17 protein-coding genes are annotated in these 16,745 nt (G+C 55.3%); 13 read left to right on the top strand and 4 right to left on the bottom strand.

Features of this window, described 5'->3' with window-relative positions:
* Positions 1–60: 60 nt before the first annotated feature.
* Positions 61–927 (top strand): prolipoprotein diacylglyceryl transferase, encoded by an 867-nt coding sequence (gene lgt / locus H9Q10_RS02880; protein WP_197902534.1) that lies wholly within the window; start codon positions 61–63, stop codon positions 925–927.
* Here lgt and H9Q10_RS02875 read toward each other — a convergent pair.
* Positions 924–1,061 carry a hypothetical protein gene (locus H9Q10_RS02875; protein WP_197902533.1) on the bottom strand — a complete coding sequence of 46 codons (138 nt, stop codon included), beginning with the start codon at positions 1,059–1,061 and terminating at the stop codon, positions 924–926. The genes lgt and H9Q10_RS02875 overlap by 4 nt on opposite strands.
* 58 nt (positions 1,062–1,119) lie before the next feature.
* Here H9Q10_RS02875 and H9Q10_RS02870 point away from each other — a divergent pair, with 58 nt between their 5' ends.
* Positions 1,120–2,058 (top strand): D-2-hydroxyacid dehydrogenase, encoded by a 939-nt coding sequence (locus tag H9Q10_RS02870; protein WP_197902532.1) that lies wholly within the window; start codon positions 1,120–1,122, stop codon positions 2,056–2,058.
* A gap of 116 nt (positions 2,059–2,174) precedes the next feature.
* Here H9Q10_RS02870 and H9Q10_RS02865 read toward each other — a convergent pair whose 3' ends face one another.
* Complete coding sequence (locus H9Q10_RS02865; RefSeq protein WP_197902531.1) at positions 2,175–3,338, bottom strand: 5-(carboxyamino)imidazole ribonucleotide synthase; 1,164 nt, start codon at positions 3,336–3,338, stop codon at positions 2,175–2,177.
* Positions 3,339–3,828: 490 nt separating this feature from the next.
* Here H9Q10_RS02865 and kdsA point away from each other — a divergent pair, with 490 nt between their 5' ends.
* The 11 genes from kdsA (at position 3,829) to H9Q10_RS02810 (ending at position 13,177) form a co-directional block, all read left to right on the top strand.
* Positions 3,829–4,680 carry a 3-deoxy-8-phosphooctulonate synthase gene (kdsA, locus tag H9Q10_RS02860; protein ID WP_197902530.1) on the top strand — a complete coding sequence of 284 codons (852 nt, stop codon included), beginning with the start codon at positions 3,829–3,831 and terminating at the stop codon, positions 4,678–4,680.
* Between the two features lie 21 nt (positions 4,681–4,701).
* Positions 4,702–5,100 (top strand): DUF4870 family protein, encoded by a 399-nt coding sequence (locus tag H9Q10_RS02855; protein WP_238480123.1) that lies wholly within the window; start codon positions 4,702–4,704, stop codon positions 5,098–5,100.
* Between the two features lie 87 nt (positions 5,101–5,187).
* Entirely contained in the window at positions 5,188–5,847 is a 660-nt protein-coding gene (ung, locus tag H9Q10_RS02850; protein WP_197902529.1) for a uracil-DNA glycosylase, read from the top strand.
* Positions 5,835–6,548, top strand: a complete 714-nt coding sequence (locus tag H9Q10_RS02845) for an energy-coupling factor ABC transporter permease (protein WP_238480122.1) — start codon at positions 5,835–5,837, stop codon at positions 6,546–6,548. The genes ung and H9Q10_RS02845 overlap by 13 nt, the downstream gene beginning before the upstream one ends.
* Positions 6,549–6,808: 260 nt before the next feature.
* Positions 6,809–8,203, top strand: a complete 1,395-nt coding sequence (locus H9Q10_RS02840) for a DEAD/DEAH box helicase (protein ID WP_197902528.1) — start codon at positions 6,809–6,811, stop codon at positions 8,201–8,203.
* 235 nt (positions 8,204–8,438) lie between these two features.
* Positions 8,439–9,830, top strand: a complete 1,392-nt coding sequence (dnaB, locus tag H9Q10_RS02835) for a replicative DNA helicase (protein WP_197902527.1) — start codon at positions 8,439–8,441, stop codon at positions 9,828–9,830.
* A gap of 61 nt (positions 9,831–9,891) precedes the next feature.
* The gene (locus tag H9Q10_RS02830; protein WP_238480121.1) at positions 9,892–10,563 is read left to right on the top strand and encodes a GspH/FimT family pseudopilin; all 672 of its coding nucleotides are present in this window, start codon (positions 9,892–9,894) and stop codon (positions 10,561–10,563) included.
* Positions 10,564–10,589: 26 nt separating this feature from the next.
* Entirely contained in the window at positions 10,590–11,147 is a 558-nt protein-coding gene (gene pilV, locus H9Q10_RS02825; RefSeq protein WP_197902526.1) for a type IV pilus modification protein PilV, read from the top strand.
* A 5-nt stretch (positions 11,148–11,152) separates the two neighbouring features.
* The gene (locus H9Q10_RS02820; RefSeq protein WP_197902525.1) at positions 11,153–12,232 is read left to right on the top strand and encodes a PilW family protein; all 1,080 of its coding nucleotides are present in this window, start codon (positions 11,153–11,155) and stop codon (positions 12,230–12,232) included.
* Positions 12,214–12,732, top strand: a complete 519-nt coding sequence (locus tag H9Q10_RS02815; RefSeq protein ID WP_197902524.1) for a pilus assembly PilX family protein — start codon at positions 12,214–12,216, stop codon at positions 12,730–12,732. Before H9Q10_RS02820 ends, H9Q10_RS02815 begins: the two co-directional genes overlap by 19 nt.
* A gap of 16 nt (positions 12,733–12,748) precedes the next feature.
* Positions 12,749–13,177 carry a type IV pilin protein gene (locus tag H9Q10_RS02810; protein WP_197902523.1) on the top strand — a complete coding sequence of 143 codons (429 nt, stop codon included), beginning with the start codon at positions 12,749–12,751 and terminating at the stop codon, positions 13,175–13,177.
* A gap of 69 nt (positions 13,178–13,246) precedes the next feature.
* Here H9Q10_RS02810 and pheT read toward each other — a convergent pair whose 3' ends face one another.
* Both pheT and pheS read right to left on the bottom strand, forming a co-directional pair.
* A complete protein-coding gene (pheT, locus tag H9Q10_RS02805; RefSeq protein ID WP_197902522.1) occupies positions 13,247–15,607 on the bottom strand; it encodes a phenylalanine--tRNA ligase subunit beta in 2,361 nt (786 codons plus the stop codon).
* Positions 15,608–15,718: 111 nt separating this feature from the next.
* Positions 15,719–16,708 carry a phenylalanine--tRNA ligase subunit alpha gene (gene pheS / locus H9Q10_RS02800; protein ID WP_197902521.1) on the bottom strand — a complete coding sequence of 330 codons (990 nt, stop codon included), beginning with the start codon at positions 16,706–16,708 and terminating at the stop codon, positions 15,719–15,721.
* Positions 16,709–16,745: the final 37 nt, after the last annotated feature.

Genomic DNA, 16,745 nt, shown 5'->3' with positions numbered 1-16,745 from the left:
GTTATTGCCGCCCGCCAGATGCGCTATAATGCGCCCTTTTGTTTATCCTGCGTTTTCCCTATGCTCATCCATCCCGCTTTCGATCCCGCCATCTTCACACTCGGCCCCTTGGCCGTCCGCTGGTATGCCGTCAGCTATATTGTCGGCTTCGCGCTGTTTATGTGGCTGGGGCGGCGTCGCATCCGCCAGGGCAACAGCGTGTTCACCAAACAAACACTGGATGATTTCCTCACTTGGGGCGTGTTCGGCGTGATTCTGGGCGGGCGGCTGGGCTATGTGCTGTTTTACCAGCATGCCTATTATTTCGCCCATCCGTTGGAAATTTTGAAGGTGTGGCATGGCGGGATGTCGTTTCACGGCGGCTTCCTCGGCGTGGTGGTTGCCGGGCTTTTGTTTGCGCGCAAACACAAAATCAGCCCGCTGAAGCTGGCCGATTCGATTGCGCCGCTGGCGCCGCTGGGCTTTGCGGCGGTGCGCCTGGGCGGCAATTTCATGAACGGCGAGCTGTGGGGGCGGGTAACGCGGCCGGATGCTTTCTGGGCGATGGGGTTCCCGCAGGCGCGCAGCGAGGATTTGAAACTGGTGGCGGAGCAGCCGCAGGTGTGGGGCACAATCTTCCAGCAATACGGCATGCTGCCGCGCCATCCTTCGCAGCTCTATCAGTTTGCACTGGAAGGGATTTTGCTGTTTGTGCTGCTGTGGTGGTTTTCCAAGAAGCCGCGTCCGAGCGGGCAGGTGGTGAGCCTGTTTTTGCTGGGCTACGGCACGGCGCGCTTCATTGCAGAGTTCGCCCGCGAGCCGGATGAGTTTCTCGGCCTGCTCTATCTCAACCTTTCCATGGGGCAGTGGCTGAGCCTGCCGATGATGGCGTGCGGGCTGCTGGGGATGGTGTATTTCGGGCGGCGCCAACCCTATCAAACCGATTAAAGGCTACCTGAAAACCTGAGGCTACCTGAAAACCTGAGGCTACCTGAAAACCGATTTTCAGGTAGCCTTTCGTTTACCCAAATCAAACCCCGCGCCCGCCCCAAGCCGCCGTTTCGCGCTATACTCAAACCCATGCGGCTGCCTGAAACGGCTGAAGCCGCCGCCCTCCCCCACCCACCCAAGGAGCCCGCCATGAACATCGTCTTCCTCGACCGCGACACCCTCCCCGCCCGTCCGCTCACATTCAATTTCCCGCACACCCTGCGCGAATACCCCGCCACCGCCCCCGAAGAGCTCAACCAACGCCTCGCCGGCGCCCAAATCGCCATCACCAACAAAGTATCCATCCGCGCCGAACACCTCGCCGCCAACCCCCAGCTCAAGCTCATCGCCGTGGCCGCCACCGGCTTCGACCACATCGACGTGGCCGCCGCCAAAGCCGCCGGCGTTACCGTGTGCAACGTGCGCAACTACAGCAGCGAAAGCGTGGCCCAACACGCCTTCATGATGCTGCTCGCCCTCATCCGCCACCTGCCCGCCTGCATGCGCGACATTGCCGCCGGCGCCTGGCAGCAATCCCCCCAATTCGTCCACTTCAACGCCCCCATGCACGACCTCGGCGGCAAAACCCTCGCCATTTTCGGCCGCGGCAACATCGGCCGCACCCTCGCCGGCTACGCCCAAGCCTTCGGTATGCACGTCCTCTGGGGCGAACACAAAAACGCCGCCACCGTGCGCGAAGTCTACACCCCCTTCCAAGCCGCCCTCCGGCAGGCCGACGCCGTATCCCTGCACTGCCCTATGACCCCCGACACCCGCCACATGATCGGCGAAGCCGAACTGCGCCTGATGAAGCCCGGCGCCATCCTCATCAACACCGGCCGGGGCGGCCTTGCCGACGAACAAGCCGTGTTCCAAGCCTTGGAGCAAGGCCGGCTCGGCGGCGCCGGCTTCGACGTGCTCAGCCAAGAGCCCCCGCGCCAAGGCAACCCCCTGCTCGCCTCCCTGCCCAACCTCATCGTGACCCCCCACATCGCCTGGACCAGCCAGGAAGCCCTGCTCAACATGACCGAAATCCTCGAAGCCAACATCAACGCCTTCGCCGCCGGCCGGCCGCAGAATGCCTTGTAAACACAAAGATAAAATTTTTCAGGTAGCCTGATTGCCGCATACAGGCTACCTGAAAAAAACAGGGCAACCGTTTCCGGCTGCCCTTTTCATTCTTCCAAAATCTATTGACTCAAACGTTATTTCCCCTTGCGCTGCAGCTGCCGCTGCAATTTGTGCGCCAACATAAAGGCGATGTCGGCGGATTGGCTGGAGAGCACGGTGAAGTGCCCCATCTTGCGGCCGGGGCGCGCGTCTTTTTTGCCGTAGAGGTGCAGGTGCACGTCGGGGCGCTGCAGAAGCGGCAGCCAGTTTACCTTGCCTTCGGGCAGCCACACGTCGCCCAGGAGGTTGGCCATGCTGCAGCTGGAAAGCAGGCGCGTGTCGGCCGGCGGCAGGCCGCACAAAATGCGCACCTGCTGCTCAAACTGGCTGCTGGCGCAGGCGTCGAGCGTGTAGTGGCCGGAATTGTGCGGGCGCGGCGCCATTTCGTTCACAATCAGCTCGTGCTCGGCGCCGATGATGAACATTTCCACCGCCAGCACACCGATGTAATTCATGGTGTCGGCCAGCTGGCAGGCCATTTCCTGTGCCCGTTTCTGCACTTCGTCGGGCAGGCGGGCGGGAATGATGGAATAGGCGAGGATGCCGTCTTCGTGGCGGTTTTCGGCGGGCGGGAAGCATTTCACCTGCTGGTTGTTGAGGCGGCACACGATCACGGAAATCTCGGAATGCAGGTTGAGCATTTTTTCCAATACGCAGGGCACCTTGCCCAGCTGTTCGAATGCGGCGCGCGCTTCTTCGGGGGTGGACACACGCACCTGGCCTTTGCCGTCGTAGCCGAGCATGGCGGTTTTCAGCACGCCGGGCAGCAGCGGCTCGACGGCTTCGTCGGTGAGCGCTTCGGCACGGGTAACGGGCAGGTAGGGCGCGGTTTTGAGGCCGGCTTTGGTGATCCAGGCTTTTTCCTGGATGCGGTTTTGGGTGATTTCCACGCTGTCGCCGCTGGGGCAGACGCGGGTTTCCAAGGCCAGCGCGCGCATGGCTTGGGCGTTGACGTTTTCAAATTCGGTGGTCACGGCGGCGCAGGTGGAGATGTCGGCCAGCGCGCCCAGGTCGTCGTAGGGGGCGCAGATGTGTTTGTCGGCCAAGGCGGCGGCGGGGGCGTGGGGGTCGGGATCGAGCACGGTCACGCCGTAGCCCATCTGTTTGGCGGCCACGGTAAACATGCGGCCCAGCTGGCCTCCGCCCAGAATGCCCAGCATGGCGGGCGGCAATATCGGCAATTTTTTCGCTTTGGTCATGATCTGCTTTCTGCGCTGCGGGCGCGGTCTGAGCCGGTAACAAACGCCAGCCTGTTTCGTTCTTTATTGACGGGAAACGCGGTGAAGGCAAGGGCCTGCGGCGTTTTCCGGCCTGGTTCCGGCAAGGGCTGGCGGATGGCGTTATTGTACTCAAATATCGCCGCCTAGCCTAGGGCACCCGACGGCAGCCGACGTTAATCGATTGTCCTTATTAACCTTTGCAAACGGAAGAGGCTACCTGAAAATGCTGCGTGCGGTTTGGGCGGAGATGGTGCGCGTGCAAACGCTTTACATGCTGTAGAAGCTGCGCTGTATTTTTCAGGTAGCCTGCAAACAGCCAATAGGCAAATCGGCAAAGGCTACCTGAAAACGAAGTTTCAACGAAGCTAAAGCCTGAAATCATTTTGCAAACCGCCTCCTTTACCGCCGCCAAACATTCCCCGCCCGCCTTTTCCGTTATAATCCCGCCATCACTTTTCAGGATACCATTATGCAAACCGCCCTGCCCCAAATCCCCCTTAAAGGCTTCACCATCGCCAACAACCGCCCCTTCGTGCTGTTCGGCGGCATGAACGTGCTGGAAAGCCGCGAGCTGGCGTTGGAAATCGCCGCCGCCTATGTGGACATCTGCCGCCGGCTCGGCATCCCCTATGTATTCAAAGCCAGCTTCGACAAAGCCAACCGCTCCAGCCTCCATTCCTTCCGCGGCCCCGGTTTGGAGCGCGGCCTGCAATGGCTGGCGGAAATCAAAGAAACCTATAATGTGCCGGTTATCACCGACGTGCACGAGCCCCATCAGGCCGCCCCGGCGGCCGAAGTGGCCGATATTTTGCAGCTGCCCGCCTTTCTGAGCCGCCAAACCGATTTGGTGTACGCCATTGCCCGCACCGGCGCCATCATCAACGTGAAAAAGGCGCAATTCCTCGCCCCGCACGAAATGCGCCACATCATCAACAAATGCCTGGAAGCCGGCAACGACAAAATCATCCTGTGCGAACGCGGCTCCGCCTTCGGCTACAACAACCTGGTGGTGGACATGCTCGGCTTCGACAGTATGAAGCAGATGAACGTGCCCGTATTTTTCGACGTAACCCACAGCCTCCAGCAGCCAGGCGCGCGCAGCGATTCGGCCGGCGGCCGCCGCGAGCAGATCGTTACCCTGGCACGCGCCGGCATGGCGGTGGGCCTGGCCGGGCTGTTCCTTGAAGCCCACCCCGACCCCGAGCAGGCCAAGTGCGACGGCCCCTGCGCCTTGCGCTTGGGCCAGCTCGAGCCCTTCCTGCGCCAGCTCAAGCAAATCGACGATTTGGTGAAAGGCTTTGCCGAGCTGGATACGCATTAACCCAAGAAAAGGAGTGCCTCCATGGATGCCCAACAACCCGATTCCGCCTACCCGCCGCCGCGCGTGATTTCGCCCACGCCCGAACAGCGCAACTATATGTATGTGATCTACGGCCTATACGCGCTGGGGCTGCTCAGCTTCGCCCTGCCCACGCTCATTGGCGCCATCGTGGCCTACGTGAAGCGCGACGAAATGCGCGGCACGATTTATTTCGACCACATCCAATTCCTGCTACGCACCTTCTGGGGTAGCCTGATTGGTTTGGCCGTGAGCACCCTGCTGATTATCACATTTATCGGTGCGATTCTCGGCGTGCCGCTGTTCCTGCTGGTTTGCCTGTGGTATCTCTTCCGCGTGGTGGTGGGCATCGTGCGCCTGATTGACAACCAACCCGTTAGCCCAGACGGCTGGCTGATGTAAAGCAAAAGGCTACCTGAAAATATCTGTTTTTATTTTTCAGGTAGCCTCACTATTTTCAGGTAGCCTCACAAACAACAAGGAAGCTTCATGCAAACCTGGCACCAAGCCATCGGCGCCGAAAAGCAGCAGCCCTATTTCCAGCACATCATCAGCAGCGTGCGCCAAGAGCGCGCAGCCGGGCAGATTGTCTATCCGCCCGCCGCCGACGTGTTCAACGCCTTCCGCGCCACCGAGTTTGGCCGGGTGCGCGTGGTCATCCTCGGGCAAGACCCGTATCACGGCCCCAACCAGGCGCACGGGCTGGCCTTTTCCGTGCGCGAGGGCGTGGCCGTGCCACCCTCGCTCGTTAACATCTATAAAGAGCTGGCGCAAGACATCCCCGGCTTCGTTATCCCGCCGCACGGCTATTTGCAGCGCTGGGCCGAGCAGGGCGTGCTGCTGCTCAACACCGTGCTCACCGTGCGCGCCGGCCAAGCCCATTCCCACGCCACGCTGGGCTGGGAAACCTTCACCGACCACGTGATCAGCGTGCTCAACGAAGGGCGCGAACATTTGGTATTCATGCTGTGGGGCAGCCATGCGCAGAAAAAAGGCGCCATCATCAACCGAGCCCGCCACCTGGTGCTTACCGCACCGCACCCCTCGCCGCTTTCGGCACACCGCGGCTTCTTCGGCTGCCGCCATTTCTCGCAGGCCAACGCCTATCTGCAACAACACAGCCTACCGCCGATTGATTGGCAGCCCTAAACCGCCGCGCCATGAATTTCCCCGCCCACTGGTTTTCCGCGCCCATCCTGCTGGCTGCCAACTTATTGTGCCTGCTGCTGTTTGCCGCCGCGCTGCGCCCCGCCCTGCCTGCCTTGCGCCAACACGGCCGCGCGGCGCTGGCGGGGCTGATGCTGGCGGCCTTGTGCTGGAGCCTGCGCGCCGCCCCAGCCGGCGGATTGCTGGAAGGTATTAGTTACCACCTTTTGGGGGTTTGCCTGCTCTCGCTGATGGCGGGCATACCGGCAGCGTTTTGCCTGCTCTCGCTGCTGATGCTGCCTTATGTGTGGCTGTGGCAGGGGGCGGAAAACCTGCCCGTGGCCGGCCTGCAGGTTTTGGCGGGTATCGTGCCGCCGCTGCTTTGCGCGGCGCTGGCGCGGCATTTGGTGCGCAAACTGCCGCGCAATCTGTTTGTTTATATTTTTGTGAACGGCTTTTTCGCCGCCGCGGCCGGCGTGCTGCTGAGCGGGGCGGCGGCAGGGCTGCTGCTGTATGGCGCGGGTGTGTTCCCGCTGCCTATTTTGCAGGGCTCGGTGTTGCCGGTGTTCTTCCTCATCGCTTGGGGCGAAGCTTTCCTTACCGGCCTGCTCACCGCCATCTTCATCGCCCTCGCGCCGCAGCTCATCACCACTTTTTCCGACGCGGACTACCTGCGTCCGAAGCCGCGGCAAATCTGGAAATAACCCTAGCCTCACCGCCCATCGTCGGGTTGAAGCGCCGTTCGAAACAATAGCCGAAGACGGAAACCGGCAGCCGCCAGGCTACCTGAAAATCCTTTTTTCAGGCAAAATACAGCCCTTTCGAACGCATTGCGCCTTTTTCAGGTAGCCTGTTGGCATATGGCCAATACGGCACACAAACCGCCCGCCCAACCCGCTGCCTGCATCGTTTCCCCATTCCCCGCCGCTGCCGCCACCCACCGCAACGGCCACATGGAGCCAATATGAACCCCTTCACCAACCTCGGACTGTCGGCCGAAATCACCGCCGCCCTAGCCGAACAAGGCTACGAACAGCCCACCGCCATCCAAACCGCCGCCATCCCCAAAGTGCTGGCCGGCCACGACTTATTGGCCGCCGCCCAAACCGGCACCGGCAAAACCGCCGCCTTCATGCTGCCCAGCTTGGAGCGCCTGCGCCGCTACGCCACCGCCAGCACCTCGCCCGCCATGCACCCCGTGCGCATGCTCGTGCTTACCCCCACCCGCGAGCTGGCCGACCAAATCGACCAAAACACCGCCGCCTACATCAAACACCTGCCCCTGCGCCACACCGTATTGTTCGGCGGCATGAATATGGACAAACAAACCGCCGACCTGCGGCGCGGCTGCGAAATCGTGGTGGCCACCGTCGGCCGCCTGCTCGACCATGTGCAGCAGAAAAACATCCGGCTCGATAAAGTGGAAATCGTGGTGCTCGACGAAGCCGACCGCATGCTCGACATGGGCTTCATCGACGACATCCGCCGCATCATGCAGATGCTGCCCAAACAGCGCCAAACCCTGCTGTTTTCCGCCACCTTCTCCCCACCCATCCGCAAGTTGGCACAGGATTTCATGCACCAGCCCGAGCAAGTGCAAACCACTCCGCAAAACACCACCAGCGCCAGCGTCGAGCAGCACATCATCGCCATCGACACCGCGCAAAAGCGCAACCTGCTGGAACGGTTGATTGTGGATTTGCACATCAACCAAGTCATCGTGTTCTGCAAAACCAAGCAGAGCGTCGACCAGGTGGCGCGCGATTTGAAGCGGCGCGGCCTCAGCGTCGCCCCCATTCACGGCGACAAATCGCAGCAAACCCGCCTGGAAACGCTCAACGCCTTCAAGGCCGGCGAACTGCGCGTGCTGGTGGCCACCGACGTGGCCGCACGCGGGCTGGACATTGCCGAACTGCCTTTCGTGATCAACTACGAAATGCCCACCCAGGCCGAAGATTACGTGCACCGCATCGGCCGCACCGGCCGCGCCGGCGCCGAGGGCGTGGCCATCTCGCTGATGGACGAAGACGAACAGAAAATGTTCGAAGCCATTAAAGAACTCATCGGTCAAGACCTGCCGGTGGAGCGGATTGAAGGCTTCGAACCACGTTGGTGGCAGCGCCAGCAGGAGGACGGCCGCCCGGCAGCCGAACGTGAACCCGCCCGCGAACCGCGCGCCGGCCGCCGCACCGGCGGCAAACCCGAACCTGGCAACGAACGCCGCAGCCGCAGTGCCGCCCGCCATACCCCCGACAACAGCCCAGCGCAGGAATGCGGCCGCATCCCCGGCCGCCGCCACCGCAGCCGCCGCCACCGGCCGGTGTGCGCGCTGGTACAGCCGAACTACGGCGCCGAGTAAACACCCTCCTACCCGCGTGCCAGCGCCAAAAGTGACGGAGTTTGTCAGTCTGTTTAGCCGGGCTGCGTACGCATCCGAGGCTACCTGAAAATAAGCGGATGCATTTTTCAGGTAGCCTCATTGTTAGGCAGTCCGCCCCAATCCAACTCTTTCCACAGCGCAGGCCGGGCGCCCAAACCCGCGTTAAACGCCTTCCGTTTTTCAGATAGCCTCTTCCCTGCAGCAACAAAGCATTATGGACATCCAAGACCAAACCAACGAAAGCCTTGCCCTGCCACCCCACTCCATGGAAGCCGAACAATCGGTGCTGGGCGGGCTGATGGTAGACTCCTCCGCCTGGGACCGCATCGCCGGCACCGTGTCCGAAGAAGACTTCTACCGCTACGAACACCGGCTGATTTTCCGCGCCATCGCCCATCTGGCCGAGCGCAACCGCCCCGCCGACACCATCACCGTGGAAGAAGTGCTGCAGCGCGAAGAAGTACTGGAAGAAGCCGGCGGCTTCGGCTATCTGGTGGATTTGGCACAAAATACCGCCTCCGCCATCAACATCGCCCGCTACGCCGAAATCGTACGCAGCCGCTCCATCATGCGCCAGCTCGCACAAGCTGGCACAGAGATTGCTAGGAATGCTTACAATCCGCAAGGCAGAGATGTCAAACAAATGTTAGACGAGGCGGAAGCCAAAATCTTTAAAATCGCCGAAAGCACCAGCAGAGTGCAGCACGAATTTTTAGAGATGCCTGCCATGCTGAAAGAAGCCATCGCCAAAATCGACAAGGCTTACTCAAGGGAAAATAAAGACGATGTAACCGGCATTCCAACCGGCTTCATCGATCTGGATAAAAAAATAGCCGGTTTGCACGGTGGCGACCTCATCATCGTGGCTGGGCGACCGGCAATGGGGAAAACCGCATTTTCATTGAATATCGCGGAAAACGTCGCTATCAGTACGCACCTGCCCGTTGCCATCTTCTCGATGGAAATGGGCGGCGTGCAACTGGTAATGCGTATGCTCGGTTCGGTTGGGAGGCTGGACCAGAGCCTACTCAAAACCGGTCAATTGCAAGACGAACATTGGGCTAGGCTCAATGAAGCTTTGCACAAACTATCGGATGCCCCCATTTTTATCGACGAGACTCCTGCCTTGAATTCGCTGGAAGTCCGCGCGCGCGTGCGCCGGTTAGCAAGAAGGAAAGGCAATTTGGGTTTAGTGGTGATTGACTACCTACAGCTCATGAGCGGAAACGGCGGCCACAACAGCAGCAACCGTGCGGCAGAATTGGGAGAAATCTCCCGCTCGCTGAAATCGTTGGCTAGGGAATTGAATATCCCGATTATCGCCCTCTCCCAGCTGTCGCGTACCGTAGAATCGCGCACCGACAAGCGCCCCATGATGTCAGACTTGCGGGAATCCGGCGCCATCGAACAAGATGCCGACCTGATTATGTTTATGTATCGCGATGAGTACTACCACCCCGATACCGACAAAAAAGGCTTGGCTGAATGCATCATCGGCAAACACCGTAACGGCCCCACCGGGAAAATCCCTCTGGTGTTTACCGGCGAATTTAGCAAATTTGACAATGCCGTACACAGCGGGCATACTTATTTTACTGAAGAATAAGAACAATCCTTCCGGCTTGCCCACCTTTTCAGTGCCCTTATCCCATTTAAAAGTGATGGCCATGAAGACACGACAAAACACCCAAGGCTTTACCCTGATAGAACTGATGATTACCGTAACCCTGATCGGGATTATGGCCACCATTGCTATGCCCAGCATGAGTAATTTTATTGCCAATCAGAGGCTGGGTAATAGAATTACTCAAGTAACGACTGCTTTCCGATTCGCCCGGGCAGAAGCTGTGCGGAGAAACGAACCAGTCCTGATTTGTGGTGGAATTATTTTAAAGTCTGATGGCAAACCAGATAATGGTTGCGATAAAAATGGTAACTCTCTTTTATCCTTTGTAGATAGAAACAGCGATAACAACTACCAAAGTAGTATTACACAGGGTAGCAAAGGTGATATTGACCTGCGTTCTGTTCTGATAGATAGGGATGATATTCAAATTAATACTTTAAATATCAATCTCAATTTAAACACCGATGCCAACAATAAATATCGTTTTATTTTCCAACCTAATGGATCTTTTGGCTATGCTATAGATAATAATGGAAATATGGCATACAGTTATACCAATAATTATGTTAGGATTTCTGCCAATGATGGCAAACGGGTTCGTATGGCTCTTATTGCACCAAGCGGTCGTGTCATTCCTTGTAATTCTTCTATATCACCTACTGATTTCAGCAACCTTCAAGCAGCTAACTATAAAAATCTTTGCGCGCTCTAAAAATTAAACTTAAAAGGATTTTCATAATGATTTATAAAAATAAATCAATGTTGCCAATAGTTCGCCTAACACAAGGGAGTACCCTCCTTGAAGTATTAGTCTCTGTATTTATCATGGCTTTCGGCATTATGGCATTGATGCTAGCGCAGCTGAAATCTGTCAGTAATGTACGTGAAGCCGAAATGCAAACCCGTGTTGCACAAGCCGTGCAAAACCTCTCTGCGGGCATGCTGAGTAATCCCGATACCATCAGCAATGTAGGCTCTATCAGTGCTGCCCAGACTAAGTTAAGCTATACCCGCTACAATACTGCTTCTCGGACTATTAATGTCACTACCTCTCCTTCAGATATTCCAGTATGTGGTAAATCAGATAAAAACAATGGTGTAAGCAATACAGCACTAGCTACCTGCCATACTCAGGCCTTTACAACAGAACTACAAAATGCTTTACCTAATGCCACCGCCATCTCTTATAGTATTCAGAGCAAAAATAATACAACAACTATTAATGTTGAATGGACAGAAAGCAATGGGAGCAGCGATAGTTTTAAATATAGCTACAGCGCCGTTGTAGGAGACTAAATACCATGCAAATTCATACCAATTTGATGTTTAAGAAAAAAATCTATCCCTCCATAGTAAAACCTTCTGGCTTTACACTGATTGAATTCATGGTTGCTAGCGCTTTGGCTCTCGTTGTATTATTAGCTATTGGTGTTACTTATGGCATCACCAGTAATATGCGCAATGCCTCGGAGAATCGTTTAGCTGCTCAACAAGATTTGCGTAATGCTTCCGAACTATTGCTACGAGATGCTCAAATGGCCGGCTCATTTGGCTGTTTTAATATGGGTAATTTGTTAAATAAACAAATGCCTGTATCACCCAATTCAAATACAGGATTTCACTCCGCTAGAACAGGTGTAAAGCTGATACTTAATGATCCAGATTATAGCGGCATTAGTGTCATGAGTAATGATGATGCAAGACGTGTTTTAAATGCAGCAGGATTCCAGACAACAACTAATTCTCCTGTATTGGTTTTTACCTATGGCCAGCATTTAGCTCCTATTACTAATGGAACAGGAATGCATATCGCTACTGATGTGCCTCAAGAATTGCTGAATACCGCAGCAAATAATGGTCCAATTGCACTGTCTTCATGTACTCGTATGTATATTGGTAATGGTAGCAGTTTAAATATTGATACCAACCGGAAACGTATTACTGTCAACAATTCATTCGGTGGATCTCTAGTTTCAAATTTTAGCTCAGCTGACTCATTCTACCTCCCGCAAACTACCTTATCACAAGTCCAAAGCGTCGCTTATGCTATTGGCCGTATCCCTAACGCTAACACAACCGATGCACTTTATCGTTTCACACTTAACACCAATGGAACATGGAGTAACCCCCAACTAATGGCTTCTAACATCCAAAGCATGCAGGTAAACCAACTTTATGCAGGTTGTGATAACTCCAGTACGGATGTTACTTTCTCGAACAATCGCTCAACTTTAGCTAACCTGCCTCGTATTTCTATGTTGCCAGCAATTATTGAGGTTCGATTACAACTTACCGAGAACCAAAAGACTTATGGTTCTGTTACCCAGTATTTAATTCGCGCCAATGTCCGAGGAGGAAACGTATGCGCCAATCAATCCTAAAAAAGAATCAAGGTTATACCTTATTCATTGTATTGATCATGATGCTGGTGATTGCATTGATCGTGGTTGCCAGTATGCAATCTACCAATACCGAAATGCGCATCAGCTCAAACGAAGCGGATAGAAAGTATGCTTTCTCACTTGCTGAGCAAGCGCTTAGGGCTGGTGAACAACGCATCGTTGAGGTACAAAACCAAGCTTTTGATAAGGTCGTTAATGGTACAAAATGTGAGGACGGTATCTGTGGAGAAAAAGCGTCTGCAACAACACCTGTTTGGAAACGCGCTGACGATGTAAACTTAAATGAAAGCGGCAAAGGACGCCGTTGCCTAAATACTGGCACAAAAAATATTAACAATGCTTGCTATATGATAGAACGATTGGGTGAAACAGCAGACTCCCGATATGCCCACGTATTCCGTGTAACCGCACGCGCTTGGGGTGCCAATGAAAATACTGTTGTCACTCTGCAATCATATGCAGAATACTCTGGTCGATAATAACCTGGATTTTAAAATGAAAACTCAAACCAGTGGCTTCTCATTATTAGAGGTAATGGTCGTAGTAGCAATTATCGGCATATTAGCCGCAATTGCCCTACCATCCTATCAATCACATGTTGAAAAAACCCATTTAGCTGCTGCCAAAAATAATCTAGTGGATATAGTTTCACAGATGAGACGCAATAAGCTGCTCAACAATGGTAATTACAGTATTCCTGGCTTAACTAGATTAATTAGTGCCCAAAATAGTGATGCAAATAGTAGATATACTTTTATTGCAGGCAACACCAATATCAATGACTACTTTGTCTACGTTCAACCGCGTCAGCGCAATTTCACTAAATCGCTTTATATAACTGCTGCTGGTACTGTGTATGAATGTAAAAACGTAGCTGCCGCTCAAAGCCGCTCATCTGCTGATTGCACATTATCCAGCCGTTAATCCTTAGCGATCTCTTCCAAATTAAACGGGCTACTCTATTGAGTAGCCCGTCCTTCTACTTCCATATTCCTATCGTAATTGCCCGCCAATTGAATGAGCGGCAGCAATCAGCTTCTCCACCACCGATTCTACTGCCTCTTCCGTCAGCGTCTGCCCGTCATCCTGCAAAATTACCTTCACCGCCATGCTCTTGCTATTTTCAGGTAGCCCTACACCGCGATACACGTCAAACAGCGTAATCTCCCGAATCAGCGGGCTTTTTACCCCAAGCAGCACCGCCAACAGGGCATCATGCGTTACCGCTTCTGGCACCACAAACGCCAAATCGCGGCGCGCCGCCTGGAATTTGGATACGGCCTGATAACGCGTTTTTTCGCGTCCCAATACGGCGGCCATATCAATTTCAAACACCAGCGGCGCTTGCGGCAGGTCGTGTTTTTGCAGCCATTTCGGATGCAGTTCGCCGACAAAACCGATAATTTGGCCATCTGAAACGATATTGGCGGCACGGCCGGGATGCAGTGCGGGATGTTCGGTTTTGACGAACGCCACTGTATTGTTTTTCAACAGACTTTCCACATCTGCCTTGATGTCGTAGAAATCCGCATTGCGCGTTTTTTCGCCCCATTGTTCGGGCATGGCCGCGCCGTACCACAGACCGCCGATGCGTTCGTTTTGGACAAAGCTGCCGTCTGAACCTTTGCTGAACACGCGGGCGATTTCAAACACGCGCACGCGGTTTTGCTTACGGTTCAGGTTGTTTTGCAGGATTTCCACCAAACCGCCGATCAGCGTGGAACGCATCACGGCATACTGCGCCGCCAGCGGGTTTTGCAGGCGGATGGGGTCGGTATTGGCGGCAAAATCGTGTTCCCACTGCTCATCGACAAAGGCATAGCTGACCACTTCGCGGTAGCCGCGCGCCGCCATTTCGTTGTAAACGGCAAAACGCGGGCGGCGGGTTTCGGGCAGCGCCAGCATTTTCAGACGACCTGACGTGTAATCGTCGGGGATATTCTCATAACCGTAAACGCGGCCGATTTCTTCAATCAAGTCGGCTTCGATTTCAATGTCGAAACGGAAGCTCGGCGCGGTAACGCGGAAGCCTTCAGCCGTTTTTTCGGGCTGCAAACCCAAGTGCTGCAAAACGGTTTCTACCTGTTCGGCAGCCATATCCACGCCCAACACGGTTTTCAGACGACCCAAACGCAATTCGACCTGCTTCGCCTCGGGCAATTCGCCCAAGGCCTCCACCATTTCACCCGCCGCACCACCGCAAATTTGCAAGACCAATTCGGTGGCGCGTTCGATGGCATCCGCCTGCAAACGGTAATCCACGCCGCGCTCGAAACGGAACGACGAATCCGATCCGAAACCGTATCGGCGCGATTTGCCGGCAATGATTTCGGGCGCAAACCAGGCTGCTTCCAACACAATATTTTTCGTGTCGTCTGAAACCGCGCTCGCTTCGCCGCCCATCAGTCCGGCCAGGCTCAACGCACCTTTTTCGTCGGCCACCACCAGCGTGTTGTCGGCCAGTGTTACGGTTTTTTCGTTCAGACATGCCAAGGTTTCGCCGTTTACGGCACGGCGGACGATCAGGCTACCTGAAAGTTTGTCGGCATCGAAAACGTGCATGGGCTGCCCGATTTCCAGCATCACATAATTGCCGATGTCCACCAGCGCGGAAATACTGCGGATACCGCTGCGTTCCAAGCGCTGTTTCATCCAATCCGGCGTAGCGGCGCGCGCGTCTACGTTTTCAATCACGCGGCTGACAAAACGGCCGCAGTCGGCGGGCGCATCAATACGAACCGGTTGTTTTTTGCTGCTGTTTGCAGAGGTCGTCTGAATCGCAACCGGCGCGAATGCACATTGCGTCAGTGCGGACACTTCGCGGGCAATTCCTTTAATGCTCAGGCAGTCGGCACGGTTCGGCGTAATTTTCAGCGTGAATACCGTGTCGTCCAAATCCAGATATTCGCGCAAATTCTGCCCCACCGGCGCATCTTCCGGCAGGATATGCAAACCGTCCACACCATCGTCGGGCAGTCCCAACTCATTGGTCGAACACAACATTCCGTTCGACACTACTCCGCGCATCTTGGTCGGCTTGATTTTGAAATTACCCGGCAACACCGCCCCGGGAAGCGAACACGGCACTTTAATACCCGCCTTCACATTCGGCGCACCGCACACAATCTGCACCAACTCGCCCGTACCCGCATCGACTTGGGTAACATTCAAACGGTCGGCATCCGGATGTTTTTCAACGGATTTCACTTCTGCAACCACCACGCCCGTAAACGCAGGTGCGGCAGTTTCGGCTTCTTCCACCTCCAAGCCCGCCATCGTCAAAAGATGCTCCAGCTTGTCGGCAGATAAATCGGGATTGGCTTGGGTTTTCAGCCAGGAGTAGGAAAATTGCATGATGCTTTCTCTGCTATTAGGCCGTCTGAAAATGTTTTCGCAATGTTTTCAAACAGCATCAATAATGTAGATATTTTTTTCAGACGACCTATAAAAAAGGTCGTCTGAAAATCATTTAAACTGTTTCAAGAAGTTCAAATCGTTATCGAAAAACAGCCGCAAATCGTTCACGTTGTAACGCAGCATGGCGAAGCGGTCGAGACCGATACCGAAGGCGAAACCGGTATATTTCTCGGGGTCGATGTTCACATTTTTCAATACGTTGGGATGCACTATGCCGCAGCCGCCGACTTCCAGCCATTTGCCGTTCTCGCCCATGATGTCGATTTCGGCGGACGGTTCGGTGAACGGGAAAAAGGACGGACGGAAGCGCACCTGCAAATCGTCGCGCTCGAAAAAGCGGCGGATAAAGTCAGTGAACACGGCTTTCAGGTCGGCAAAGGTTACGCCCTCTTCCACCCACAAGCCTTCGGCCTGATGGAACATGGGCGAGTGTGTGGCGTCGCTGTCCACGCGGTAAACACGGCCGGGCGCGATGATGCGGATGGGCGGCTCTTTTTTGTCGAGCATATAGCGGATTTGAATCGGCGAGGTGTGAGTGCGCAAAACATCGCCGTTTTCCACATAAAACGTGTCCTGCATGGCACGGGCGGGATGATTTTGCGGGATATTCAAAGCTTGGAAATTGTGGAAATCGTCTTCGATTTCAGGGCCGTCCGCCACTTCGAAACCCATGCTGTGAAAGAGTTCGACCACGCGTTGCAGGGTCAGGGTAACGGGGTGCAGGCCGCCAATTTCTTGTCCGCGCCCGGGCAGAGTAATGTCCAAGGCTTCGGCGGCGAGCTGGGCCTGCAACTTGGCTTCGGCCAATTCGGCGCGTTTGGCATCGTAGGCGGCCTGAAAACGCTGTTTGCATTCGTTGATATGCGCGCCGACGGTTTTACGCTCTTCGGGCGGCATTTTGCCGAGCTGTTTGAGCAGGGCGTTGAGCTCACCCGTTTTGCCGAGGTATTGGGCTTTGACCAGCTCCAGCGCCTGCTGGTCGGCGGCGGCCTGCACGGCGGCAATGCCGGCGGCAGCAATTTGTTCTGCATTTTGCATAGTGAAGATGAGGAATGAAGGCTGCTGCGGCGCTCAG

The organism is Eikenella glucosivorans, from assembly GCF_016025525.2.
GTDB lineage: Bacteria > Pseudomonadota > Gammaproteobacteria > Burkholderiales > Neisseriaceae > Eikenella > Eikenella glucosivorans.
Note: the sequence above shows the minus strand (reverse complement) of the source record. Positions and strands in the feature narration are given on the sequence as shown.

Bases quoted from the DNA above. Each gene is read 5' to 3' on its own strand.
- pheS (WP_197902521.1), bottom strand. From the start codon at position 16,708: ATGCAAAATGCAGAACAAATTGCTGCCGCCGGCATTGCCGCCGTGCAG.
- ung (WP_197902529.1), top strand. From the start codon at position 5,188: ATGCAAACCTGGCACCAAGCCATCGGCGCCGAAAAGCAGCAGCCCTAT.
- H9Q10_RS02855 (WP_238480123.1), top strand. From the start codon at position 4,702: ATGGATGCCCAACAACCCGATTCCGCCTACCCGCCGCCGCGCGTGATT.
- pilV (WP_197902526.1), top strand. From the start codon at position 10,590: ATGATTTATAAAAATAAATCAATGTTGCCAATAGTTCGCCTAACACAA.
- H9Q10_RS02870 (WP_197902532.1), top strand. From the start codon at position 1,120: ATGAACATCGTCTTCCTCGACCGCGACACCCTCCCCGCCCGTCCGCTC.
- pheT (WP_197902522.1), bottom strand. From the start codon at position 15,607: ATGCAATTTTCCTACTCCTGGCTGAAAACCCAAGCCAATCCCGATTTA.
- lgt (WP_197902534.1), top strand. From the start codon at position 61: ATGCTCATCCATCCCGCTTTCGATCCCGCCATCTTCACACTCGGCCCC.
- H9Q10_RS02830 (WP_238480121.1), top strand. From the start codon at position 9,892: ATGAAGACACGACAAAACACCCAAGGCTTTACCCTGATAGAACTGATG.
- H9Q10_RS02820 (WP_197902525.1), top strand. From the start codon at position 11,153: ATGCAAATTCATACCAATTTGATGTTTAAGAAAAAAATCTATCCCTCC.
- H9Q10_RS02815 (WP_197902524.1), top strand. From the start codon at position 12,214: ATGCGCCAATCAATCCTAAAAAAGAATCAAGGTTATACCTTATTCATT.
- kdsA (WP_197902530.1), top strand. From the start codon at position 3,829: ATGCAAACCGCCCTGCCCCAAATCCCCCTTAAAGGCTTCACCATCGCC.
- H9Q10_RS02875 (WP_197902533.1), bottom strand. From the start codon at position 1,061: ATGGGTTTGAGTATAGCGCGAAACGGCGGCTTGGGGCGGGCGCGGGGT.
- H9Q10_RS02810 (WP_197902523.1), top strand. From the start codon at position 12,749: ATGAAAACTCAAACCAGTGGCTTCTCATTATTAGAGGTAATGGTCGTA.
- H9Q10_RS02865 (WP_197902531.1), bottom strand. From the start codon at position 3,338: ATGACCAAAGCGAAAAAATTGCCGATATTGCCGCCCGCCATGCTGGGC.
- H9Q10_RS02840 (WP_197902528.1), top strand. From the start codon at position 6,809: ATGAACCCCTTCACCAACCTCGGACTGTCGGCCGAAATCACCGCCGCC.
- dnaB (WP_197902527.1), top strand. From the start codon at position 8,439: ATGGACATCCAAGACCAAACCAACGAAAGCCTTGCCCTGCCACCCCAC.